Source organism: Streptomyces sp. NPDC004752 (genome assembly GCF_053601275.1).
This window is the reverse complement of sequence record NZ_JBSGBN010000084.1, coordinates 25,679-42,257: the sequence shown is the minus strand read 5'-3', so window position 1 is coordinate 42,257 and position 16,579 is coordinate 25,679. Positions and strand designations below refer to the sequence as shown.

Sequence of the window (16,579 nt, the reverse complement as noted above, 5' to 3'; positions counted from 1 at the left end):
CCGGGCCGCCCTGCCCTGGCCGCTGCCGGGGGTGGAGGCACCCCCGGCCCAGTTGCACGGCACCGAGGCGTGGCTCGCCGAGCAGTGGACCGAGGTGCTCGGTATCCCCGTGAGCGGGCCCGACGACGACTTCTTCGCGATCGGCGGCGGCAGCCTGGCCGCCGCCCAGCTCACCTCGCGGCTGCGTACCCGCTACCCGAGCGTCGCCGTCCTCGACGTCTACCAGCAGCCCGTGCTGCGGAAGTTGGCCCGGCGGTTGGAGGCGTCGGCGCAGGAGGAGGGCCCGCGGCGGACGGTGGTGCCGGTTCCGGTGCGCGCCCGGGTGGTCCAACTGCTGCTGCTCGTGCCGCTGTTCACCCTGCTCGGGCTGCGCTGGTGCGTGGTGCTGGCCGCGGCCGGGAACCTGCTGCCCGGGTACGCCTGGCTGCCGACGGCCCCCTGGTGGCTGCTCGCGGCCGGTGCCGTGCTGCTGTTCAGCCCGCCGGGCCGGATCGCGCTCGCCGCGGGCGGGGCGCGGCTGCTGCTGCGGGGCCTGCGGCCGGGGCGGTATCCGCGCGGCGGCAGCGTGCATCTGCGGCTGTGGGCGGCGGAACGGCTGGCCGAGGTCACCGGGGCGACCTCGCTGACCGGGTCGTGGCTGGAGCGGTACGCGCGGGCGCTGGGCGCCCGGATCGGCACGGACGTGGACCTGCACTCGCTGCCGCCGGTCACCGGCATGCTCAGGCTGGGCCGCGGGGCCGCGGTCGAGTCCGAGGTGGACCTGTGCGGGTACTGGGTGGACGGGGACCGGGTCGAGATCGGTCCGGTGAAGGTGGGCGCGCACGCCGTGGTCGGGACCCGGAGCGTACTGTTCCCGGGCGCCCGGGTGGGCAAGCGGGCCGAGGTGGCGCCGGGTTCGGCCGTCACCGGGCAGATCCCGACCGGGCAGCGGTGGGCCGGGGCGCCCGCGGTCAAGCTCGGCAAGGCCAAGCGGAACTGGCCCAAGGAGCGGCCGCGGCGCGGCACCGCCTGGCGGGTGATGTACGGCGCCACCGGTGTCGCACTGAGCGCTCTGCCGGTGGCGGCGGGTGCGGCGGCGCTGCTCGTGGGCACGCTGTTCGTGCGGCCCGGGGACGGTCTCGGCCAGGCCCTGCGCGGAGCCGCGCTGGGGCTGGTCCCGGCCACGCTCGCCTTCGGTCTCGGGTACGCCCTGCTGCTCCTCGTCGCGGTCCGGGTGCTCAGCCTGGGGCTGCGCGAGGGCACGCATCCGACGCACAGCCGGGTCGGCTGGCAGGCATGGACGGTCACCCAGCTGATGGACCGCTCCCGCCAGACGCTGTTCCCGCTGTACGCGGGGCTGGTCACTCCGGTGTGGCTGCGGCTGCTGGGGATGCGGATCGGCCGGGGCGCCGAGGTGTCGACCGTGCTGGCGCTGCCCAGCCTGACCACGGTGGGCGACGGCGCGTTCCTGGCCGACGACACACTGACCGCGCCGTACGAGCTGGGTGGCGGCTGGGTGCGGATCGGGCGCGCGGAGATCGGGCGGCGGGCGTTCCTCGGGAACTCGGGGATGACCGCGCCGGGGCGGAGCGTGCCGGACGGCGGTCTGGTCGGTGTGCTGTCCGCGACGCCGAAGAAGGCGAAGAAGGGCCGCTCCTACCTGGGGCTGCCGCCGGTCAAGCTGCCCCGGAACCCGGCCGTCGGGGATCAGAGCCGTACCTATGATCCGCCGGTCCGGCTGCGCTGGGCGCGCGGGCTGGTGGAGCTGTGCCGGATCGTGCCGGTGCTGTGCTCGGCGGCGCTGGCCGTGCTGACGGCTGCGGCGCTGTGCGCGCTGAGCGGCTGGGCGCCGGTCCTGTCGGGGCTGGTGCTGCTCGCGGCGGGGATCGTCGCGGGGGCCGGGTCGATCGTGGCGAAGTGGGCGCTGGTGGGGCGGCATCGCAGCGGGGAGCATCCGCTGTGGAGCGGTTTCGTGTGGCGCAACGAGCTGGCGGACACCTTTGTCGAGGTGCTGGCCGTGCCGTGGCTGGCCGGTGCCGTGCCGGGGACGCCGCTGATGACGGCGTGGCTGCGCGGTCTTGGCGCGCGGATCGGCCGGGGTGTCTGGGTGGAGAGCTACTGGCTGCCCGAGACGGACCTGGTGACGCTGGCGGACGCCGCCACGGTCAATCGTGGCTGTGTGCTGCAGACGCACCTCTTCCACGACCGGATTCTGCGGACGGATACTGTGGTCCTCCGTGAGGGCGCCACGTTGGGCCCTGGCGGGATCGTGCTGCCCGGCAGCACGGTAGGGGCCCGTACCACCCTGGGTCCCGCGTCGCTCGTCATGGCCGCGGAGTCCGTCCCGGACGACACCCGTTGGCTCGGCAACCCGATCGAGGCATGGCGTTGCTGAGCGCGGGCCACCCGGTGTCGGTCGGTGCCCCGGCTCAGGGTGGCGGGACGGCGCAGGGAGCGGACGCGGCAGTGGCAGTTCAGCAGTCGGCGGGGCAGGACCCGTATTTCCCGGGCAACGGCGATTCCCGGTACCGGGTGCACCGCTACGAACTCGCGCTGGACTATCGCCCCGGGCCCAACCGGTTGTCGGGCACGGCCCGGATCAACGCCATCGCGGGGCGGTCGCCGCTGACCGAATTCCAGCTGAACCTGGCCGACTTCAAGATCGGGCGGGTCCGGGTGGACGGCCGGCAGCCGCACTACACGCACCGTGGCGGCCGGCTGCGCGTTCGGCCGGCGAAGCCGTTGCGGGCGGGGGCCGCGTTCACGGTGGAGGTGCACTGGTCCGGCAACCCGAGGCCGGTGACCAGCCCGTGGGGTGGGCTCGGCTGGGAGGAGCTGGCCGACGGGGCGCTGGTGGCGAGCCAGCCGGTCGGCGCGCCGTCCTGGTACCCGTGCAACGACCGGCCCGCGGACAAGGCGTCGTATCTGCTCTCGGTGACCACGCCGTCCGCGTACGCGGTGGTCGCGGGTGGGCGGCTGCTGACCCGGACGACGAAGGCGTCGACGACGACCTGGGTGTACGAGCAGTCCGCGCCGACCTCCAGCTATCTCGTCGGGCTGGCGATCGGCACGTACCAGACGGTGCTGCTGGGCGATCCGGGGCCGGGGGGCATACCGCAGCACGGCCATGTCCCGGCGCGTCTGCTGCCGGAGTTCTCCCGGGACTTCGCGCGGCAGCCCGCGATGATGGAGCTGTTCCAGGAGCTGTTCGGGCCGTATCCGTTCGACGAGTACGCGGTGGCCGTCACGGACGAGGAGCTCGATGTGCCCGTCGAGGCGCAGGGGTTGTCGCTGTTCGGCTCCAACCATGTGGACGGGGCGCGGGGTTCGGAGCGGCTGATCGCACACGAGCTGGCGCACCAGTGGTTCGGCAACTGTGTGTCCATCGCCGACTGGCGGCACATCTGGCTGAACGAGGGGTTCGCCAAGTACGCGGAGTGGCTGTGGTCGGAGCGTTCGGGCGGGCGTAGCGCCCAGCAACTGGCCGCTGTCGCACACCGGTTGCTGTCCTCGCGGCCGCAGGACCTGCGGCTGGCGGACCCGGGCCGCAAGGCCATGTTCGACGACCGGCTCTACGAGCGGGGCGGGCTGGTCCTGCACGCGGTGCGCTGCGCGCTGGGCGACGAGGCGTTCTTCCTGATGCTGCGCAGTTGGGTGCGGTTGCACCGGGGTGGCGCGGTGACGACGCAGGCGTTCGCCGCGCATATCGGGCGGTTCGCGTCGGAGTCGTTGGAGGGGTTGTTCACGGCGTGGGTGCACGAGGCGGCGCTGCCGGCGTTGCCGGTACGGGGGGCGGCTGCCGGCTGAGCGGGGGTCACGTGTGCGCTGCGCGCGTGCGGCGGGGGTGTGCGGGGTCGTCAGTTGTCTGCGGCTGCGTCGTGGCTGGGCGCGCAGTTCCCCGCGCCCCTCAGGGCGCTGTCATCAGCGGGGGAAACAGGGGCACGTGGCCGACAGGCATCCGCCCGGTCGTCAGGTGACTGCGGCAGCGTCGTGGCTGGGCACGCAGTTCCCCCCGCCCCTCAGGGCGCTGTCATCAGCGGAGGAAACAGGGGCACGTGGCCGACAGGCATCCGCCCGGTCATCGGGTGACTGCGGCAGCGTCGTGGCTGGGCACGCAGTTCCCCGCGCCCCCTCAGGGCGCTGGTGGGGGCGGGTGGGGCGTTTGCCGCGGTTCTTCGGGGGGTGCTGGCAGCGGTGGTGGGGTCGTGGTCCCGCACAATGGGGGCATGGTGACGCGTTCTTGTTGTCCGTGTGGGCTGTCCGGGGTGTACGAGGCGTGCTGCGGGCGGTACCACCGGGGGGCGGGTGCCGCGCCGACCGCCGAGGCGCTGATGCGGTCGCGGTACGCGGCCTTCGTACGAGGGGACGCGGAATATCTGCTGCGCACCTGGCATCCGCGGACCCGGCCCCTACGGCTCGACCTCGATCCGGGGCTGCGGTGGACCGGCCTTGAGGTGCTGGGCACGACGGACGGCTCGGCCTTCCACACCGCCGGGACCGTGACCTTCCGGGCCTCCCACCGGGGCGGCTCACTGCATGAGCGCAGCCGGTTCGAGCGGGTCGACGGGGCGTGGGTGTACGTCGACGGGGAGTTCCTCGACTGACGGTCAGGGAGCGAGGACGTCCAGTTCCTGGAGCGCGCCCACGGTGATCTCACGGGTCAGCTGCTCGGCGCGGGCCGCGTCGCCGCCGCGGACCGCCTCCGCGACCTGGACGTGCAAGGTGACGGCGGCCGGGTCGGGGTCCTCGAACATGACCTCGTGATGGGTGCGCCCGGTGAGGACCTCGGCGACGACATCGCCCAGACGGGCGAACATCTCGTTGCCGGAGGCGGTCAGCACGACCCGGTGGAAGGCGACGTCGTGGACGAGGTACGCCGCCAGCTTGTGGCCGCGTGAGTGGGCCACCATGCCGAGCGCGCACTCGGTGAGTTCGGCGCACTGCTCCGCCGTGGCGTGCTTCGCGGCGAGCCCGGCCGCGACCGGTTCGATCGCCGAGCGCAGCACGGTCAGGGAGCGCAACTGGCCCGGGCGGTCGACGCCCGCCAGGCGCCAGCGGATGACCTGCGGGTCGTAGACGTTCCACTCGGACTTCGGCAGTACGGTCACGCCCACCCGGCGGCGGGACTCGACGAGGTGCATGGACTCCAGGACGCGTACCGCCTCGCGCATCACCGAGCGGGACACCTCGAAGTACTGGGCCAGTTCGTCCGTGCGCAGCACGCTGCCCGCGGGGTGCTCCCCCGCGGTGATCGCGGGGCCGAGGGTGTCCAGTACGCGGCCGTGCAGCCCCCGGTCCGATGTGCTCATGCACTCAGCGTACAGAGTGGATCACCGCCAAAAAGTCAGACTTATTTGACGTAGACTCTTGAATTCGTCGGACCTGATGGGTTTCAGTGTGGCCGACGTCAGAGGTCGGCGTCGCAGGTCGAGGAGGACGGCGAGACAGTGATGCGTACCCCCCACGTCGTCGTGGTGATGGGCGTCGCCGGCACGGGCAAGACCACGATCGGCGCCCTGCTCGCGGGCCGACTCGGCGTCCCGTATGCCGAGGGCGACGACTTCCACCCGCCCGCCAACATCGCCAAGATGTCGGCCGGGACCCCGCTGGACGACGCGGACCGGTGGCCGTGGCTCGATGCCATCGGCGGCTGGGCCCACGGGCGGGCGGGGCTCGGCGGAGTGGTGAGCAGTTCGGCGCTGAAGCGGTCGTACCGCGACCGGCTCAGGGCGGCGGCCCCCGGGATCGTGTTCGTGCATCTGACGGGTGATCGCGCGCTCATCGAGGACCGTATGTCCCACCGGCAGGGCCACTTCATGCCGACCGCGCTGCTGGACTCGCAGTTCGCCACGCTCCAGCCGCTGGAGCCGGACGAGTCGGGAGTCACCGTGGAGGTTTCCGGCAGCCCGGACGAGATCGCCGAGCGGGCCGCCGAGGCGCTGGCCGCGCTTCCCGACACCACGCGGTGACACTCCCGCGGTGACAGCCGCCGCGGCAGCCCGAGCCGCTGTCGGTCGCGCTGCACGCGGTGCGGCCGGGCCAGGACGATGACCGAGGCGGAGGCGGAGCATGGCTTCGGGTGCGAGCCGCTGCCCCACAGCAGGCGCGTCCTCGGTCCGCCGCGCGTCACCGCCCCACACCGGGCGCCCCCGGACCTCCGCGCGTCACGGCCGCCACAGAGGGTGTTCCCGGTGCGCCCAGTCCGGGCTCACGGTGCCGGTGCGCAGCCCTCGGCGGGCTTCCGGGTCGGCCAGGGCCATACCGATGTGGCCGGCCAGGACGACGCCCATGGTGAGGGCGAGCCAGTCGTGCACGAAGGTGGCCGAGGTGCGCCACAGCAGCGGGGTGAGGTGGGTGAACCACATCATCAGGCCCGTGCCGAGCATCACCAGCGTGGCGCCGGCGATCCAGGCGGCGTAGACCTTCTGGCCGGCGTTGAACTTGCCCGCCGGGCGCGCGGCGGGCCGCTTGTCGCGGCGCAGGGCCGCCCGGAGCCAGACCCGGTCGTGCGGGCCGAAGCGGTTGAGGAAGCGCAGGTCGGCCCGGAACGCCCGGGAGGCGAGCCCCAGCAGGACGGGCACCGGCAGCGCGAGGCCCGCGCACTCGTGGACGCGGACGACGAGGGCGCGGCGGCCGACGAGAACGGCGAGCTGGGGGATGTAGAGGCAGGCCGCGGTCACCACACACACGCCCATCAGCGCGGCCGTCGTGCGGTGCACCCAGCGTTCGGCGCGGGAGAAACGCGGCAGCCCGGCGGGGCTCACCGGGGCCTCAGTTCGTAGGCTCATCGGTCCGTCCGTTCGAGCGGCCGACCCAGGCGTCGACGTCGTACCCCAGTTTCTCCCAGTACCCGGGCTCGACCCGGTCGGTGACGGTGATGCCGGAGAGCCACTTCGCCGACTTGTAGAAGTACATGGGGGCGACGTACAGGCGGACGGGTCCGCCGTGGTCGTGGCCGATGTCCTTGTCCTGCATGCGCAGCGCGACCAGTACGTCCGGGCGGCGGGCCTGGTCGAGGGTGAGGCTCTCGGTGTAGGTGCCGTCGAAGCAGGTGAAGCGGATCGCGCGGGCGGTGCCGCGCACGCCGGCCGCGTCCAGCAGCCGGGACAGCCGGACCCCTTCGAACGGGGTGCCGGGGACACGCCAGCCGGTGACGCACTGGACGTCCTTGACCAGCCGGTTCTGCGGCAGCGCGCGCAGGTCGGCGAGGGTGTAGGTGCGGGGGCGGTCGACGAGTCCGCCGACCGTGAGCCGGTAGTCCGCGGGGCCCTGGTGCGGGACGGACGCGGCGACCGAGTAGTAGCGGAAGCCGCCGCCGTTCGGCAGCAGGCCCGTCAGTCCGGTGGGGTCCTTGCCGGACACGGCGCCGAGCAAGGTCTCCGTGCCGCGCTGGAGCGCGGGGGCGGCGGCCACGCCGAGGGCGCCGAGGGCGAGAGTGCCGAGGAAGACGCGGCGGCCGATCGGGCGGCCCTCCTCGGCGGGCGCGTCCTCGGTCCGCGCGCCCTCGGGTGGTTCGGGGTTCACACAGTCATTCGAGCACCATCGGCTCCGCGGGACCAGGGAATCGCGCCACGGATCGACATTCCCGCGCGCCACGGATCGGCGGGGTTCCCGCGCGCCACGGATCGGGGTACCCGCGGGCCACGACTCAGCGTTCCGTGATGGCCTCGTGAACGACTTCGTGAATGACTGCGTGCGCGTGCGCTTCTCGGGAGAGACCGTGCGGGTACGGGTCCGGTAGCGCCCCGGCGGAGGTCGGCCGCGCGGCGCCGAGCGCGCGGGCGCGGGCGGCACGGAAGGCGGCGCCCGGCTCGCGGTCGGGGTACGACCAGGGCCGTGGGGTCGGGTGCCGGCCGATCCGCTGGAACAGGGCGGCGGCCTCGGCGGTCCGGCCCGCGCAGGACATGGCGTGGGCGAGGAAGTTCAGATCGACGTGGCGGCGCGGGTGCTCGTCGTGCTCCCACTCCAGCCACCAGTCGAAGGCGGCCGCAAGCAGCTGCCGGGCCCGGGGTCCCGACCAGTGGCCGGAGACGGCGGGGTCGGCGGACACCAGGCCCGCGCCGGCCAGCGCCCGGAAGCGCTCGGCGTGCGCGACGACCGGCAGGACGGCGAGCGGGGAGTCGGCGGGGGCGCGGGCCGCGGTCCGCTCGGCGAACGCGTACGCCTCGTGGCCCGGGTCGGCGCCGGGCTCGGGGCGGCGCTCGGCGAGGCGGGCGGCCATCAGATGGTGGGCGTGGTGGTGGTCGCGGTGACGGTGGCACACTTCGGCGAAGGCGGTCGCGGTCTCCTCGTCGGTGCCCAGGGCGCGGGCGAGCAGGAGCAGGCCGAGCCAGGGGGTCGGGTCGGCGGGCGCCCGTTCGGCCGCGGCACGGCAGGCGGCGCGGGCCGCGGCGGGCTCCTCCTTGCCGCGCAGGGCGCGCCGCGTCAGAGTCAGGGCGAGCAGCGTGGCCGCGTCGGCGGATCCGGGCTCGGCGGTCAGCCAGTCGCGGGCCCAGGCGGCTGTGTACGGCTCCCGGGCGAGCACGCAGATCCGGTGGCCGCGGCGGTCCCAGTCGTCGCCCGTGCGCTGTAGCAGCGCTCGTACGGCCTGCCGCCGGCCCTGGGCCGGCGCGACGCGCGCGGCGATCAGCTCGGTGTCGTCGAAGGCGCCGTCGAAAACCCCGGAGGGACGCTCGCGGCGCGGGAGGAGCAGGGACGAAGGTGAGGGCACCGCGGAACTTTCTGGTTGACGAACTGCCACCGACCGATCACTCACAGCAAATCCCCAGCCAACGCTTCACGTCAAGTTCACCAGAGCTATTGCAGAGTTCAACTACTGTTCGGTCGTGGGGAGTTGGGGCAGGCCAGGAGCACCGCGGGCGGCCGGGCAGGGTGCACCGAGGGTACGCCTGTGGCATACGCCATAGCGGCATCCGTGCGGGCGACGGACCATGGCGGTACGGTCACGTCGCCGACCCGCCCCCACCCCCGTCGTCGACCCGGCCCGCCCCCGTGGCCGACCGGGCGTCGTGACCGATTTGCCCTGACCGGTTCTGGGCACTCCCGGGGCGCGGAGAGCTTCAAAACGCTACAGTCGGCCACTACGCACCCGTGGCCCGGCCGGATGATCGAGGTACGCAGCGTGTCGTTTCTGGTTCTGATTCTCGCCGTGAGCGCGGCCTGTTGCCTGGGCTTCGGGTTCGTGCTCCAGCAGAACGCCGCCCAGAAGGCACCCCTCAGCGACTTCCTCTCGCCACGGCTGCTGCTCGACCTGATGAGGGTGCCGCGCTGGCTCGGCGGCATCGGCCTGATGGCGGCCGGGATGGTCCTCGGCGCCATCACCCTGGGCCGGGGCGAGATCTCCTTGGTGGAGCCGCTGCTCGCCACGAATCTGCTGTTCGCCCTGGCCCTGTCCCGGCACCAGACCAAGCAGCCGCTGGGCCGCCAGGGCTGGGCGGGCCTCGCCCTGCTCGCCGGCGGCGTGACCGCGTTCATCGTGGCGGGCCAGCCGCACAGCGGGCACGCGGTCACCGACCCGATCCGCCACTGGCTGATCATCGGTGTGATGCTGGGCCTGGCCCTGCTGCTCACGACCTTCGCCAAGCGTTCCCGGCTGAGCACGACCCCGGTACTGCTGGCCCTCGCCGCCGGTCTTCTGTACGGCGTGCAGGACGCGCTGACCCGGATCAGCGGGCAGCGGTTCTCCGTGGGCGGGCTCGCCGAGCTGTTCTCCGGCTGGCAGCCCTACGGCGTGCTCGCGCTGGGCGTCACCGGGCTGATCCTGGTGCAGAGCGCGTTCGAGACGGCGCCGCTGCGCATGTCGCTGCCCGCGCTCACGGCCGCCCAGCCGCTGGCCGGGATCCTGTGCGGGGTGGGCTTCCTCGGTGACCGGCTGCGCACCGACACCGGGGCGCTGGCCTGGGAGGCGGCCGGGCTCGCCGCCGTGGTCGTGGGCATCGTGCTCCTCGGGCTGCATCCGGCGATGCCGCGCGGCACCGCGGAGGCGGAGCCGGCGCGCGACCTCCAGCCGCACTGAGCCCCGGTCGGGCCGACCCTCGGGCCACCCGCCCGGCCACCGGGCACGCCGCACACGGGGTCGGGCACACCGGGGCGCCATACCGCCGCAGGACGGGCGCTGCTTGGATGGGGCCATGAGCGCTGCTGACGAAATCCTCGACATCGTCGACGAGCAGGACCGGGTCATCGGGCGGTCCCCCCGGGGCGAGGCGTATGCCCGCGGGCTGCGCCACCGCTGCGCGTTCGTCCTGGCCCGGGACGCAGCCGGCCGGATCTTCGTGCACCGCCGCACGGCGACCAAACTGGTCTACCCCTCCCGGTACGACATGTTCGTCGGCGGAGTGGTCGGCGCGGGCGAGTCCTACGACGACGCGGCCCTGCGCGAGGCCGAGGAGGAGCTGGGGGTGTCGGGGCTGCCCCGCCCGTCGCATCTGTTCACCTTCCTGTACGACGACGGCGCCGGGCACAGCTGGTGGTCGGCGGTCTACGAGGTCCGCTGCGACCTGCCGGTCCGGCCCCAGGCCGAGGAAGTGGCCTGGCACGACTTCCTGACCGAGGACGAACTTGAGCGGCGGCTCGGCGCGTGGGAGTGGACGCCGGACGGGCTCGCGGCGTACCGACGGCTGCGGGAGCACCGGGGCGAGGGATGAGCGGGGACCGCCCGGCCGACCGGCCCCGACAAGGGGCCCGGTAGGGTCCCTGATGTGATCGAATTCCTGCGGAACGTCCGGTTCTGGTTCACACCCGACCGGATCCGGGACGAGGGCGACACACCCGACTACCGGTTCTCGCTGGCGAACGAGCGCACCTTCCTGGCCTGGCTGCGCACCGCGCTCGCGCTGATCGGCGGGGGGTTCGCGGTGGACCAGTTCCTGCCGGAGCTGCGCTGGGGCTGGCGGGTGGGGCTGGCGCTCGCCCTGCTCGGCGCGGGCGTACTGTGCTCGCTGCGCGCGATCAACCACTGGGTGCGCTGTGAGCGGGCGATGCGGCGGGGCGAGGACCTGCCAGCGTCCCGCTTCCCGGTGCTGCTGAGCCTGGTCGTCGGGGTGGTGGCGGTCGCCATGGTGGTCGTCGTGCTCGTCGGGTGGAGTCGGTGACGGCCGGCCGGGACCCGGGGCTGCAGCCGGAACGGACCCGGCTCGCCTGGCGGCGCACGACGCTGGCCTACGCCGTGGCCACCGTGCTCGCCCTGCGCACCGCCCTGCACGGCGGGGCGACTCCCGTCGGCATCCTCGTGTGCGCCCTGTGCTGCGGGCTCTGGCTGGGCTTTCTACGGGTCGCCCACCACCGCGTGCGCACGCTCGCCACGACCGCACGCCCCGCCCCCCTCACCCCCCGGCACACCGCGGTGGCGGCGCTGTGCGCGGTGGCGATGGCGGTGTGCGCGGTGGCGATAGTCGTCTAGTACGGGTCCGGCCAGAGCCCGCCAGTACGGGTCCGGCCAGGGCCCGCCCGGGACGCCGGGGCGGCCTTCGGCTCGCGGTGCGTGGGGGCGCCTTCGGCTCACGGTGCGCCGTAGGACTTCACCGCCTCGGGTTCATCGCCTCGGGTCCGCCTCGGGTCCCTCGTACCGGCGGCAGTCGCGGCCCGTGCCCGGGGTACCCGGACGACCATGTCCGCGGTCCCCGGGTGCCCGAACGCCACACAACCGGACGCCACACAATCAGAATGTCTCGATATATCCCCTATGCGTGGCAGCCTGTCCGTCGTCAGCACCCCCGCACTCCTGAAGGTGAGCACTGAGCACCATGACCGCAGTTCATCAGGAACACGCCGCCCACGACTCTCACCGCCACGGCCCCGGCTGCGGCCACACCCGGGTGCCGCACGGCGACCACGTGGACTACGCACACGACGGACATCTGCACCGCGAGCACGCCGGGCACTGGGACGAGTGCGAGCCGGCCGGGCACGCCACCCACGAGGGCCACGACCACCGGCACGGCGAGGGCTGCGGGCACGCGAGCGTGCCGCACGGCGACCACGTCGACTACCTGCACGACGGCCACCGGCACGCCGAGCACGCCGACCACTGGGACGACCACTGACCCCCACCGCACCCCGGCCGACGGCTCCTTCGCGCGACATGCGGAGAGCCGTCGGCCTATCGTGGCCCCCGATCACGTCGTGGCCCCGATCACGTTCGGCATCCGCACTGGACGGCATACCGACCGGTCGGCACCATTGATCGCGTCCTGTTCACCTGTCCGTAGGAGCGATGCATGAGCCCCGACCACCCGCCCGGACTCGATCCCGACCGGTTGCGCGGCCTGCTCGACCGCGAGCGCCCCGGTCTGGTCGGCGGCCCCCTGACCGGCCGGCTGATCGAGGGCGGACGGTCCAACCTCACCTACGCGGTCACGGACGGCAGGTCGACATGGGTCGTCCGACGGCCCCCGCTCGGCCATGTCCTCGCCACCGCGCACGACATGGCGCGCGAGCACCGCGTGATCAGCGCGCTGTACCCCACCCGTGTGCCGGTGCCGCGCCCGATGCTGCGGTGCGAGGATCCCGAGGTGCTCGGCGCGCCCTTCTACGTCATGGAGTTCGTTGAGGGCACGCCGTACCGCACCGCCGAACAGCTGGCCCCGCTGGGCGCGGCACGCACCCGGAACGCGGTGCTCTCCCTCGTCGACACCCTGGTCGAGCTGCACGCCGTGGACCCCGCCGAGGTGGGCCTCGCGGACTTCGGCCGACCCGAGGGCTTCCTGGACCGGCAGCTGCGCCGCTGGGGCAAGCAGCTGGACTCCTCCCGCAATCGGGAGCTGGCCGGCATCGACGAACTGCACGCGGCCCTCGGGCGGGCGCTGCCCAACTCGCCCGTGCCGACCGTCGTGCACGGCGACTACCGGCTCGACAACGTCCTCATCGACGCCGACGACCGGATCACGGCGGTCCTCGACTGGGAGATGTCGACGCTCGGCGACCCGCTCACCGATCTGGGCCTGCTGGTGATGTACAGCCTGCCGCTGGGCCTGCCGGGCTCCCCCGTCTCGACCACCGCCGAGGCCGCCGGACACCCCGCGCCGGCCGAGCTGATCGAGCGGTACGCGGCGCGCTCCGGGCGCGATGTGTCGGCCGTCTCCTGGTACACGGCTCTCGCCTGGTTCAAGCTCGCCGTGATCCTGGAGGGCATCCACTACCGGTACACGCTGGGTCAGACGGTCGGCCCCGGCTTCGACCGCATCGGTGACCTCGTCCCCGTCTTCATCGATCACGGACTCACCACTCTCCAGGAAGGCTGACCGGTCATGGACTTCGCGTTCGACGCGCGCACCGAGGAACTCCGCGCCCGGCTGTTGGCCTTCATGGACGCCTACGTGTATCCCGCCGAGGTGGTCGCCGAGGAACAGCGGTCGGCGCTGGCCTCGCCCTGGGACACCCCGGCCGTGGTCGAGGAGCTGAAGGCCGAGGCGCGCAGACAGGGACTGTGGAACCTGTTCCTGCCGGACGCCGAGTACGGCGCCGGGCTGACCAACCTGCAGTACGCGCCGCTGGCCGAGATCACCGGCCGCTCCCCGCACCTCGCGCCCACCGCGCTGAACTGCGCGGCCCCGGACACCGGCAACATGGAGGTGCTGGCGCAGTTCGGCGACGAGCGGCAGAAGAAGCAGTGGCTGGAGCCGCTGCTGGCCGGCGAGATCCGCTCGGCGTTCGCGATGACCGAGCCGGAGGTGGCCTCGTCGGACGCCACCAATATCACCACCCGCATCGAGCGGGACGGTGGGGGCACCTCCCGGTCGAGCGGAGCCGGGAGTGGAGGAGAGAGTGGTGGAAAGAGTGGAGGAGAGTACGTCGTCACCGGACGCAAGTGGTACATCTCCGGGGCGATGAACCCGGAGTGCCGGATCTTCATCGTGATGGGCAAGACCGACCCCGACGGGGCCGACGTCCGCCGCCAGCAGTCCATGGTCCTCGTCCCCCGTGACACCCCGGGCGTCACGGTGCGGCGGGCGATGCGGGTCTTCGGGTACGAGGACCACCACCACGGTGGTCACGCCGAGGTGACCTTCGACCACGCGCGCGTGCCGGTGGCGAACCTGATCGGCGAGGAGGGCGGCGGATTCGCCATCGCCCAGGCCCGGCTCGGGCCGGGCCGCATCCACCACTGCATGCGGCTGATCGGCATGGCGGAGCGGGCGATCGAGCTGATGTGCCGACGTGCCGTGTCCCGCACCGCCTTCGGCACGGCGCTGGCCCGGCAGGGCGTGGTCCACAACTGGATCGCGGACGCCCGGGTGACGGTGGAACAACTGCGTCTGCTGGTGCTGAAGACCGCGTGGCTGATGGACACGGTCGGCAACAAGGGCGCGCACACGGAGATCCAGGCCATCAAGATCGCCACGCCCCGCGCGGTCGTCGACATCATCGACCGGGCCATCCAGTTGCACGGCGCAGGCGGCGTCAGCCAGGACTTCCCGCTGGCCGAACTGTACGCCGCCGCCCGCACGTTGATGATCGCGGACGGCCCGGACGAGGTGCACCAACGCTCCCTGGCCCGCAGGGAACTGAGGAAGTACGTCCTGTAGCAGCGCCCCAACGGGGCGCGGGGAACTGCGCGACCAGCCACGACTCGTCCGCGGACGGTCGACCGCGGACGAGTTGGGGCGACGACCTGTTCGATCGCCCGGGCCGCCGCCGCACGGCGCTCACCGCGGCGGGCCAGGCCCGGCAGCCGGGGCCGAACTGACGCGCCACGCGGTGGCGGCCCCGCCGCGTCATCTCACGGGCGCAGTGCCCGCAGCAGCAGATCCGCCAGATGGTCGGCGACCTGCTGAGGGGTGAGCGGGCCGTTCGGCCGGTACCACGTCGACAGGTGATGGACGGAGCCGAAGTGGTAGTCCACCACCAGGTCGGCCGGGGTCGCCGTGGAGAAGACGCCCTCCCGCTGGCCCTCCTCGATGAGCGCCCGGAAGCGTTCGTGGTAGCGGCGGCGCTCGGCGCGCACCTGCTTGTTCTTCTCCGGGCCGAGGTGGTGCATGGAGCGGAAGAAGATCATCGCGTCGTCGAGGTTCTCGATCGTGGTGACGACGACGTCGGCCGCGGCCGCCCGCAGCCGCTTCTCGACCGGTTCGTCGGCGTCCGCGAAGGCGTCGAGCCGCTCCTGCTGAACGCGCAGCACACGGGAGTAGACCTCGTGCAGCAGGTCGTCCTTGGACCCGAAGTAGTGGTAGAGCGCTCCCTTGGTGACACCGGCCGCCTCGACGATCTCCTGCACCGAGGTGCGGTCGTAGCCCTGCTCGGCGAAGAGCCGCGTGGCGGCGGCGAGGAGCCGCTGCGGGACGGGAGTCCCGTCGCCGTCCGTCGTCCTGGGCACTGCCGCCACCTGCCTTTCCATGGTGCTTCACTGACTGTCGTGCGTACGGGAACGCAGTTCCCGACGGAGGATCTTCCCACTCGCCGTCGTGGGCGGCTCGGGCAGGATCGCCACCCGGCGCGGGTCCTCGTAGGCCGCCAGTCTCTCCTTGCCGTGGTCGGCGAGCGCGGTGGGGCCGACCGAGGCGCCCGGGCGCAGGCCGATACGGGGCTTGACGGTCTCGCCGCGGTAGCCGTCGGGCACCCCGACGACGGCCTTCCGGGCGCCGGGCGCGGCGAGCGCCAAGTGCGAGGGCCGGGCCGGGTGTCCGGAGCCGGTCATCGGCCCGCCTCCCAGGTCCGCTGGAGCTGGTTCATGCCGGACAGCCAGCGGTCCGGGTCGGTGGCCCGGAGCCGGTAGTACTCGGCGACCTCCGGGTGCGGCAGGATCAGGAAACGGTCCTCCTCGATCCCCTGGAACAGGGCGTCCGCGACGTCCTCCGGCTCGATCGCGGTCGGCCTGAGCACCAGTTCGCCCGCGCTGCCGACGGCGGCCAGCATGTCGGTGCGGACGCCCTGCGGGCAGATGGCGTGGACCTTCAGGCCGCGGTGCCGGTAGGTCAGCGACAGCCACTCGGCGAAGGCGTACGCGCCGTGCTTGGTGACGCTGTACGGGGCGGCGCCGATCATGCTGAGGAGTCCGGCGGCGGAGACGGTGGAGACGAACCGGCCGGTGCCGCGCTCCAGCCAGCCGGGGAGCAGCGCGTGGGCGGCGCGTACGTGCGCCATGACGTTGAGGTCCCAGGCCCGCGCCCAGACGTCCTCGGGTGCGTCCTGCGAACCGCCCGAGCCGAGCCCCGCGTTGGCGCAGTAGACGTCGACCGTGCCGCCCAGTGCGTCCCGGGCGGCGGCGACGGTCGTGGCCGCGTCGCCGGGGACCGCGATGCCGCCGATCTCGTCCGCGACCGCCTCGGCCCGGTCCGCGTCGAGGTCGTTCACGACGACCCGGGCGCCCTCGGCGGCGAAGCGGCGGGCGAGCGCGGCCCCGATCCCGCCGCCCGCTCCGGTGACGACGACTCCCGCGTCCTGCACGGCTCCCACCATCGGTCTCCTTCGACGCGGCTCGGCCCTCGCGGTGTCACACTAAACGGTCGGTATGTTCGCGGGAAAGGGCGACCGTGACATCCAGGACGTGGGCACGGCGCCCGTTCCTACATGTACATCGCGCGCCGCCTTCGTCGCCCCGCCATCGTCATCGGGTCACCTTCGTCATCGGGTCACCTTCGTCATCGGGTCACCTTCGTCATCG

17 protein-coding genes and 1 pseudogene are annotated in these 16,579 nt (G+C 73.2%); 11 read left to right on the top strand and 7 right to left on the bottom strand.

All coding sequences use genetic code 11. The features are described 5' to 3' along the window. The 3 genes from ACWEKM_RS29935 to ACWEKM_RS29925 all read left to right on the top strand — a co-directional run. Positions 1-2,374 (top strand): Pls/PosA family non-ribosomal peptide synthetase (locus ACWEKM_RS29935; RefSeq protein ID WP_451624382.1); only part of this gene is annotated, 2,374 nt, incomplete at its 5' end. A gap of 71 nt (positions 2,375-2,445) precedes the next feature. Further along, positions 2,446-3,786, top strand: coding sequence for a M1 family metallopeptidase (locus ACWEKM_RS29930; RefSeq protein WP_451624381.1), 1,341 nt, complete (start codon positions 2,446-2,448; stop codon positions 3,784-3,786). A 419-nt stretch (positions 3,787-4,205) separates the two neighbouring features. Then, complete coding sequence (locus tag ACWEKM_RS29925) at positions 4,206-4,583, top strand: YchJ family protein (RefSeq protein WP_451624380.1); 378 nt, start codon at positions 4,206-4,208, stop codon at positions 4,581-4,583. 3 nt (positions 4,584-4,586) lie between these two features. Here ACWEKM_RS29925 and ACWEKM_RS29920 read toward each other — a convergent pair whose 3' ends face one another. Next, positions 4,587-5,288 (bottom strand): FadR/GntR family transcriptional regulator, encoded by a 702-nt coding sequence (locus tag ACWEKM_RS29920; RefSeq protein WP_451624379.1) that lies wholly within the window; start codon positions 5,286-5,288, stop codon positions 4,587-4,589. A 141-nt stretch (positions 5,289-5,429) separates the two neighbouring features. On the opposite strand from ACWEKM_RS29920, the gene ACWEKM_RS29915 reads away from it, so the two are divergent. Beyond that, on the top strand, positions 5,430-5,948 hold the full coding sequence (locus ACWEKM_RS29915; protein ID WP_451624378.1) for a gluconokinase: 519 nt from the start codon (positions 5,430-5,432) through the stop codon (positions 5,946-5,948). 195 nt (positions 5,949-6,143) lie between these two features. On the opposite strand, the gene ACWEKM_RS29910 is transcribed toward ACWEKM_RS29915, so the two are convergent. The 3 genes from ACWEKM_RS29910 to ACWEKM_RS29900 form a co-directional block, all read right to left on the bottom strand. Beyond that, entirely contained in the window at positions 6,144-6,767 is a 624-nt protein-coding gene (locus ACWEKM_RS29910; RefSeq protein ID WP_451624377.1) for a cytochrome b/b6 domain-containing protein, read from the bottom strand. Continuing rightward, entirely contained in the window at positions 6,751-7,503 is a 753-nt protein-coding gene (locus ACWEKM_RS29905; protein WP_451624376.1) for a molybdopterin-dependent oxidoreductase, read from the bottom strand. The genes ACWEKM_RS29910 and ACWEKM_RS29905 overlap by 17 nt, the downstream gene beginning before the upstream one ends. A 124-nt stretch (positions 7,504-7,627) precedes the next feature. Then, entirely contained in the window at positions 7,628-8,689 is a 1,062-nt protein-coding gene (locus ACWEKM_RS29900; protein WP_451624375.1) for a hypothetical protein, read from the bottom strand. Between the two features lie 411 nt (positions 8,690-9,100). Here ACWEKM_RS29900 and ACWEKM_RS29895 point away from each other — a divergent pair, with 411 nt between their 5' ends. The 7 genes from ACWEKM_RS29895 to ACWEKM_RS29865 all read left to right on the top strand — a co-directional run bounded on the left by ACWEKM_RS29895 (position 9,101) and on the right by ACWEKM_RS29865 (position 14,504). After that, a complete protein-coding gene (locus tag ACWEKM_RS29895; protein ID WP_451624374.1) occupies positions 9,101-9,994 on the top strand; it encodes a DMT family transporter in 894 nt (297 codons plus the stop codon). Positions 9,995-10,109: 115 nt separating this feature from the next. Further along, positions 10,110-10,625, top strand: a complete 516-nt coding sequence (locus ACWEKM_RS29890) for an NUDIX hydrolase (protein WP_451624373.1) — start codon at positions 10,110-10,112, stop codon at positions 10,623-10,625. Positions 10,626-10,679: 54 nt separating this feature from the next. Continuing rightward, positions 10,680-11,072 carry a YidH family protein gene (locus tag ACWEKM_RS29885; protein ID WP_451624372.1) on the top strand — a complete coding sequence of 131 codons (393 nt, stop codon included), beginning with the start codon at positions 10,680-10,682 and terminating at the stop codon, positions 11,070-11,072. Continuing rightward, positions 11,069-11,380 (top strand): DUF202 domain-containing protein, encoded by a 312-nt coding sequence (locus tag ACWEKM_RS29880; RefSeq protein ID WP_451624371.1) that lies wholly within the window; start codon positions 11,069-11,071, stop codon positions 11,378-11,380. Before ACWEKM_RS29885 ends, ACWEKM_RS29880 begins: the two co-directional genes overlap by 4 nt. A 343-nt stretch (positions 11,381-11,723) precedes the next feature. Next, a complete protein-coding gene (locus tag ACWEKM_RS29875) occupies positions 11,724-12,023 on the top strand; it encodes a hypothetical protein (RefSeq protein ID WP_451624370.1) in 300 nt (99 codons plus the stop codon). 174 nt (positions 12,024-12,197) lie between these two features. Next, the gene (locus ACWEKM_RS29870; protein ID WP_451624369.1) at positions 12,198-13,220 is read left to right on the top strand and encodes a phosphotransferase family protein; all 1,023 of its coding nucleotides are present in this window, start codon (positions 12,198-12,200) and stop codon (positions 13,218-13,220) included. Between the two features lie 6 nt (positions 13,221-13,226). Further along, positions 13,227-14,504 carry an acyl-CoA dehydrogenase family protein gene (locus ACWEKM_RS29865; protein ID WP_451624368.1) on the top strand — a complete coding sequence of 426 codons (1,278 nt, stop codon included), beginning with the start codon at positions 13,227-13,229 and terminating at the stop codon, positions 14,502-14,504. A gap of 194 nt (positions 14,505-14,698) precedes the next feature. Here the strand turns inward: ACWEKM_RS29865 and ACWEKM_RS29860 are convergent, their stop codons facing one another. The 3 genes and pseudogenes from ACWEKM_RS29860 to ACWEKM_RS29850 form a co-directional block, all read right to left on the bottom strand. Further along, positions 14,699-15,292 carry a TetR/AcrR family transcriptional regulator gene (locus tag ACWEKM_RS29860; protein ID WP_451624367.1) on the bottom strand — a complete coding sequence of 198 codons (594 nt, stop codon included), beginning with the start codon at positions 15,290-15,292 and terminating at the stop codon, positions 14,699-14,701. A 27-nt stretch (positions 15,293-15,319) separates the two neighbouring features. Continuing rightward, positions 15,320-15,562 (bottom strand): annotated as a pseudogene (locus tag ACWEKM_RS29855) (AMP-binding enzyme); the annotation flags it as partial. A 47-nt stretch (positions 15,563-15,609) separates the two neighbouring features. Further along, positions 15,610-16,374, bottom strand: coding sequence for an SDR family oxidoreductase (locus tag ACWEKM_RS29850; protein ID WP_451624366.1), 765 nt, complete (start codon positions 16,372-16,374; stop codon positions 15,610-15,612). Between the last annotated feature and the right edge of the window lie 205 nt (positions 16,375-16,579).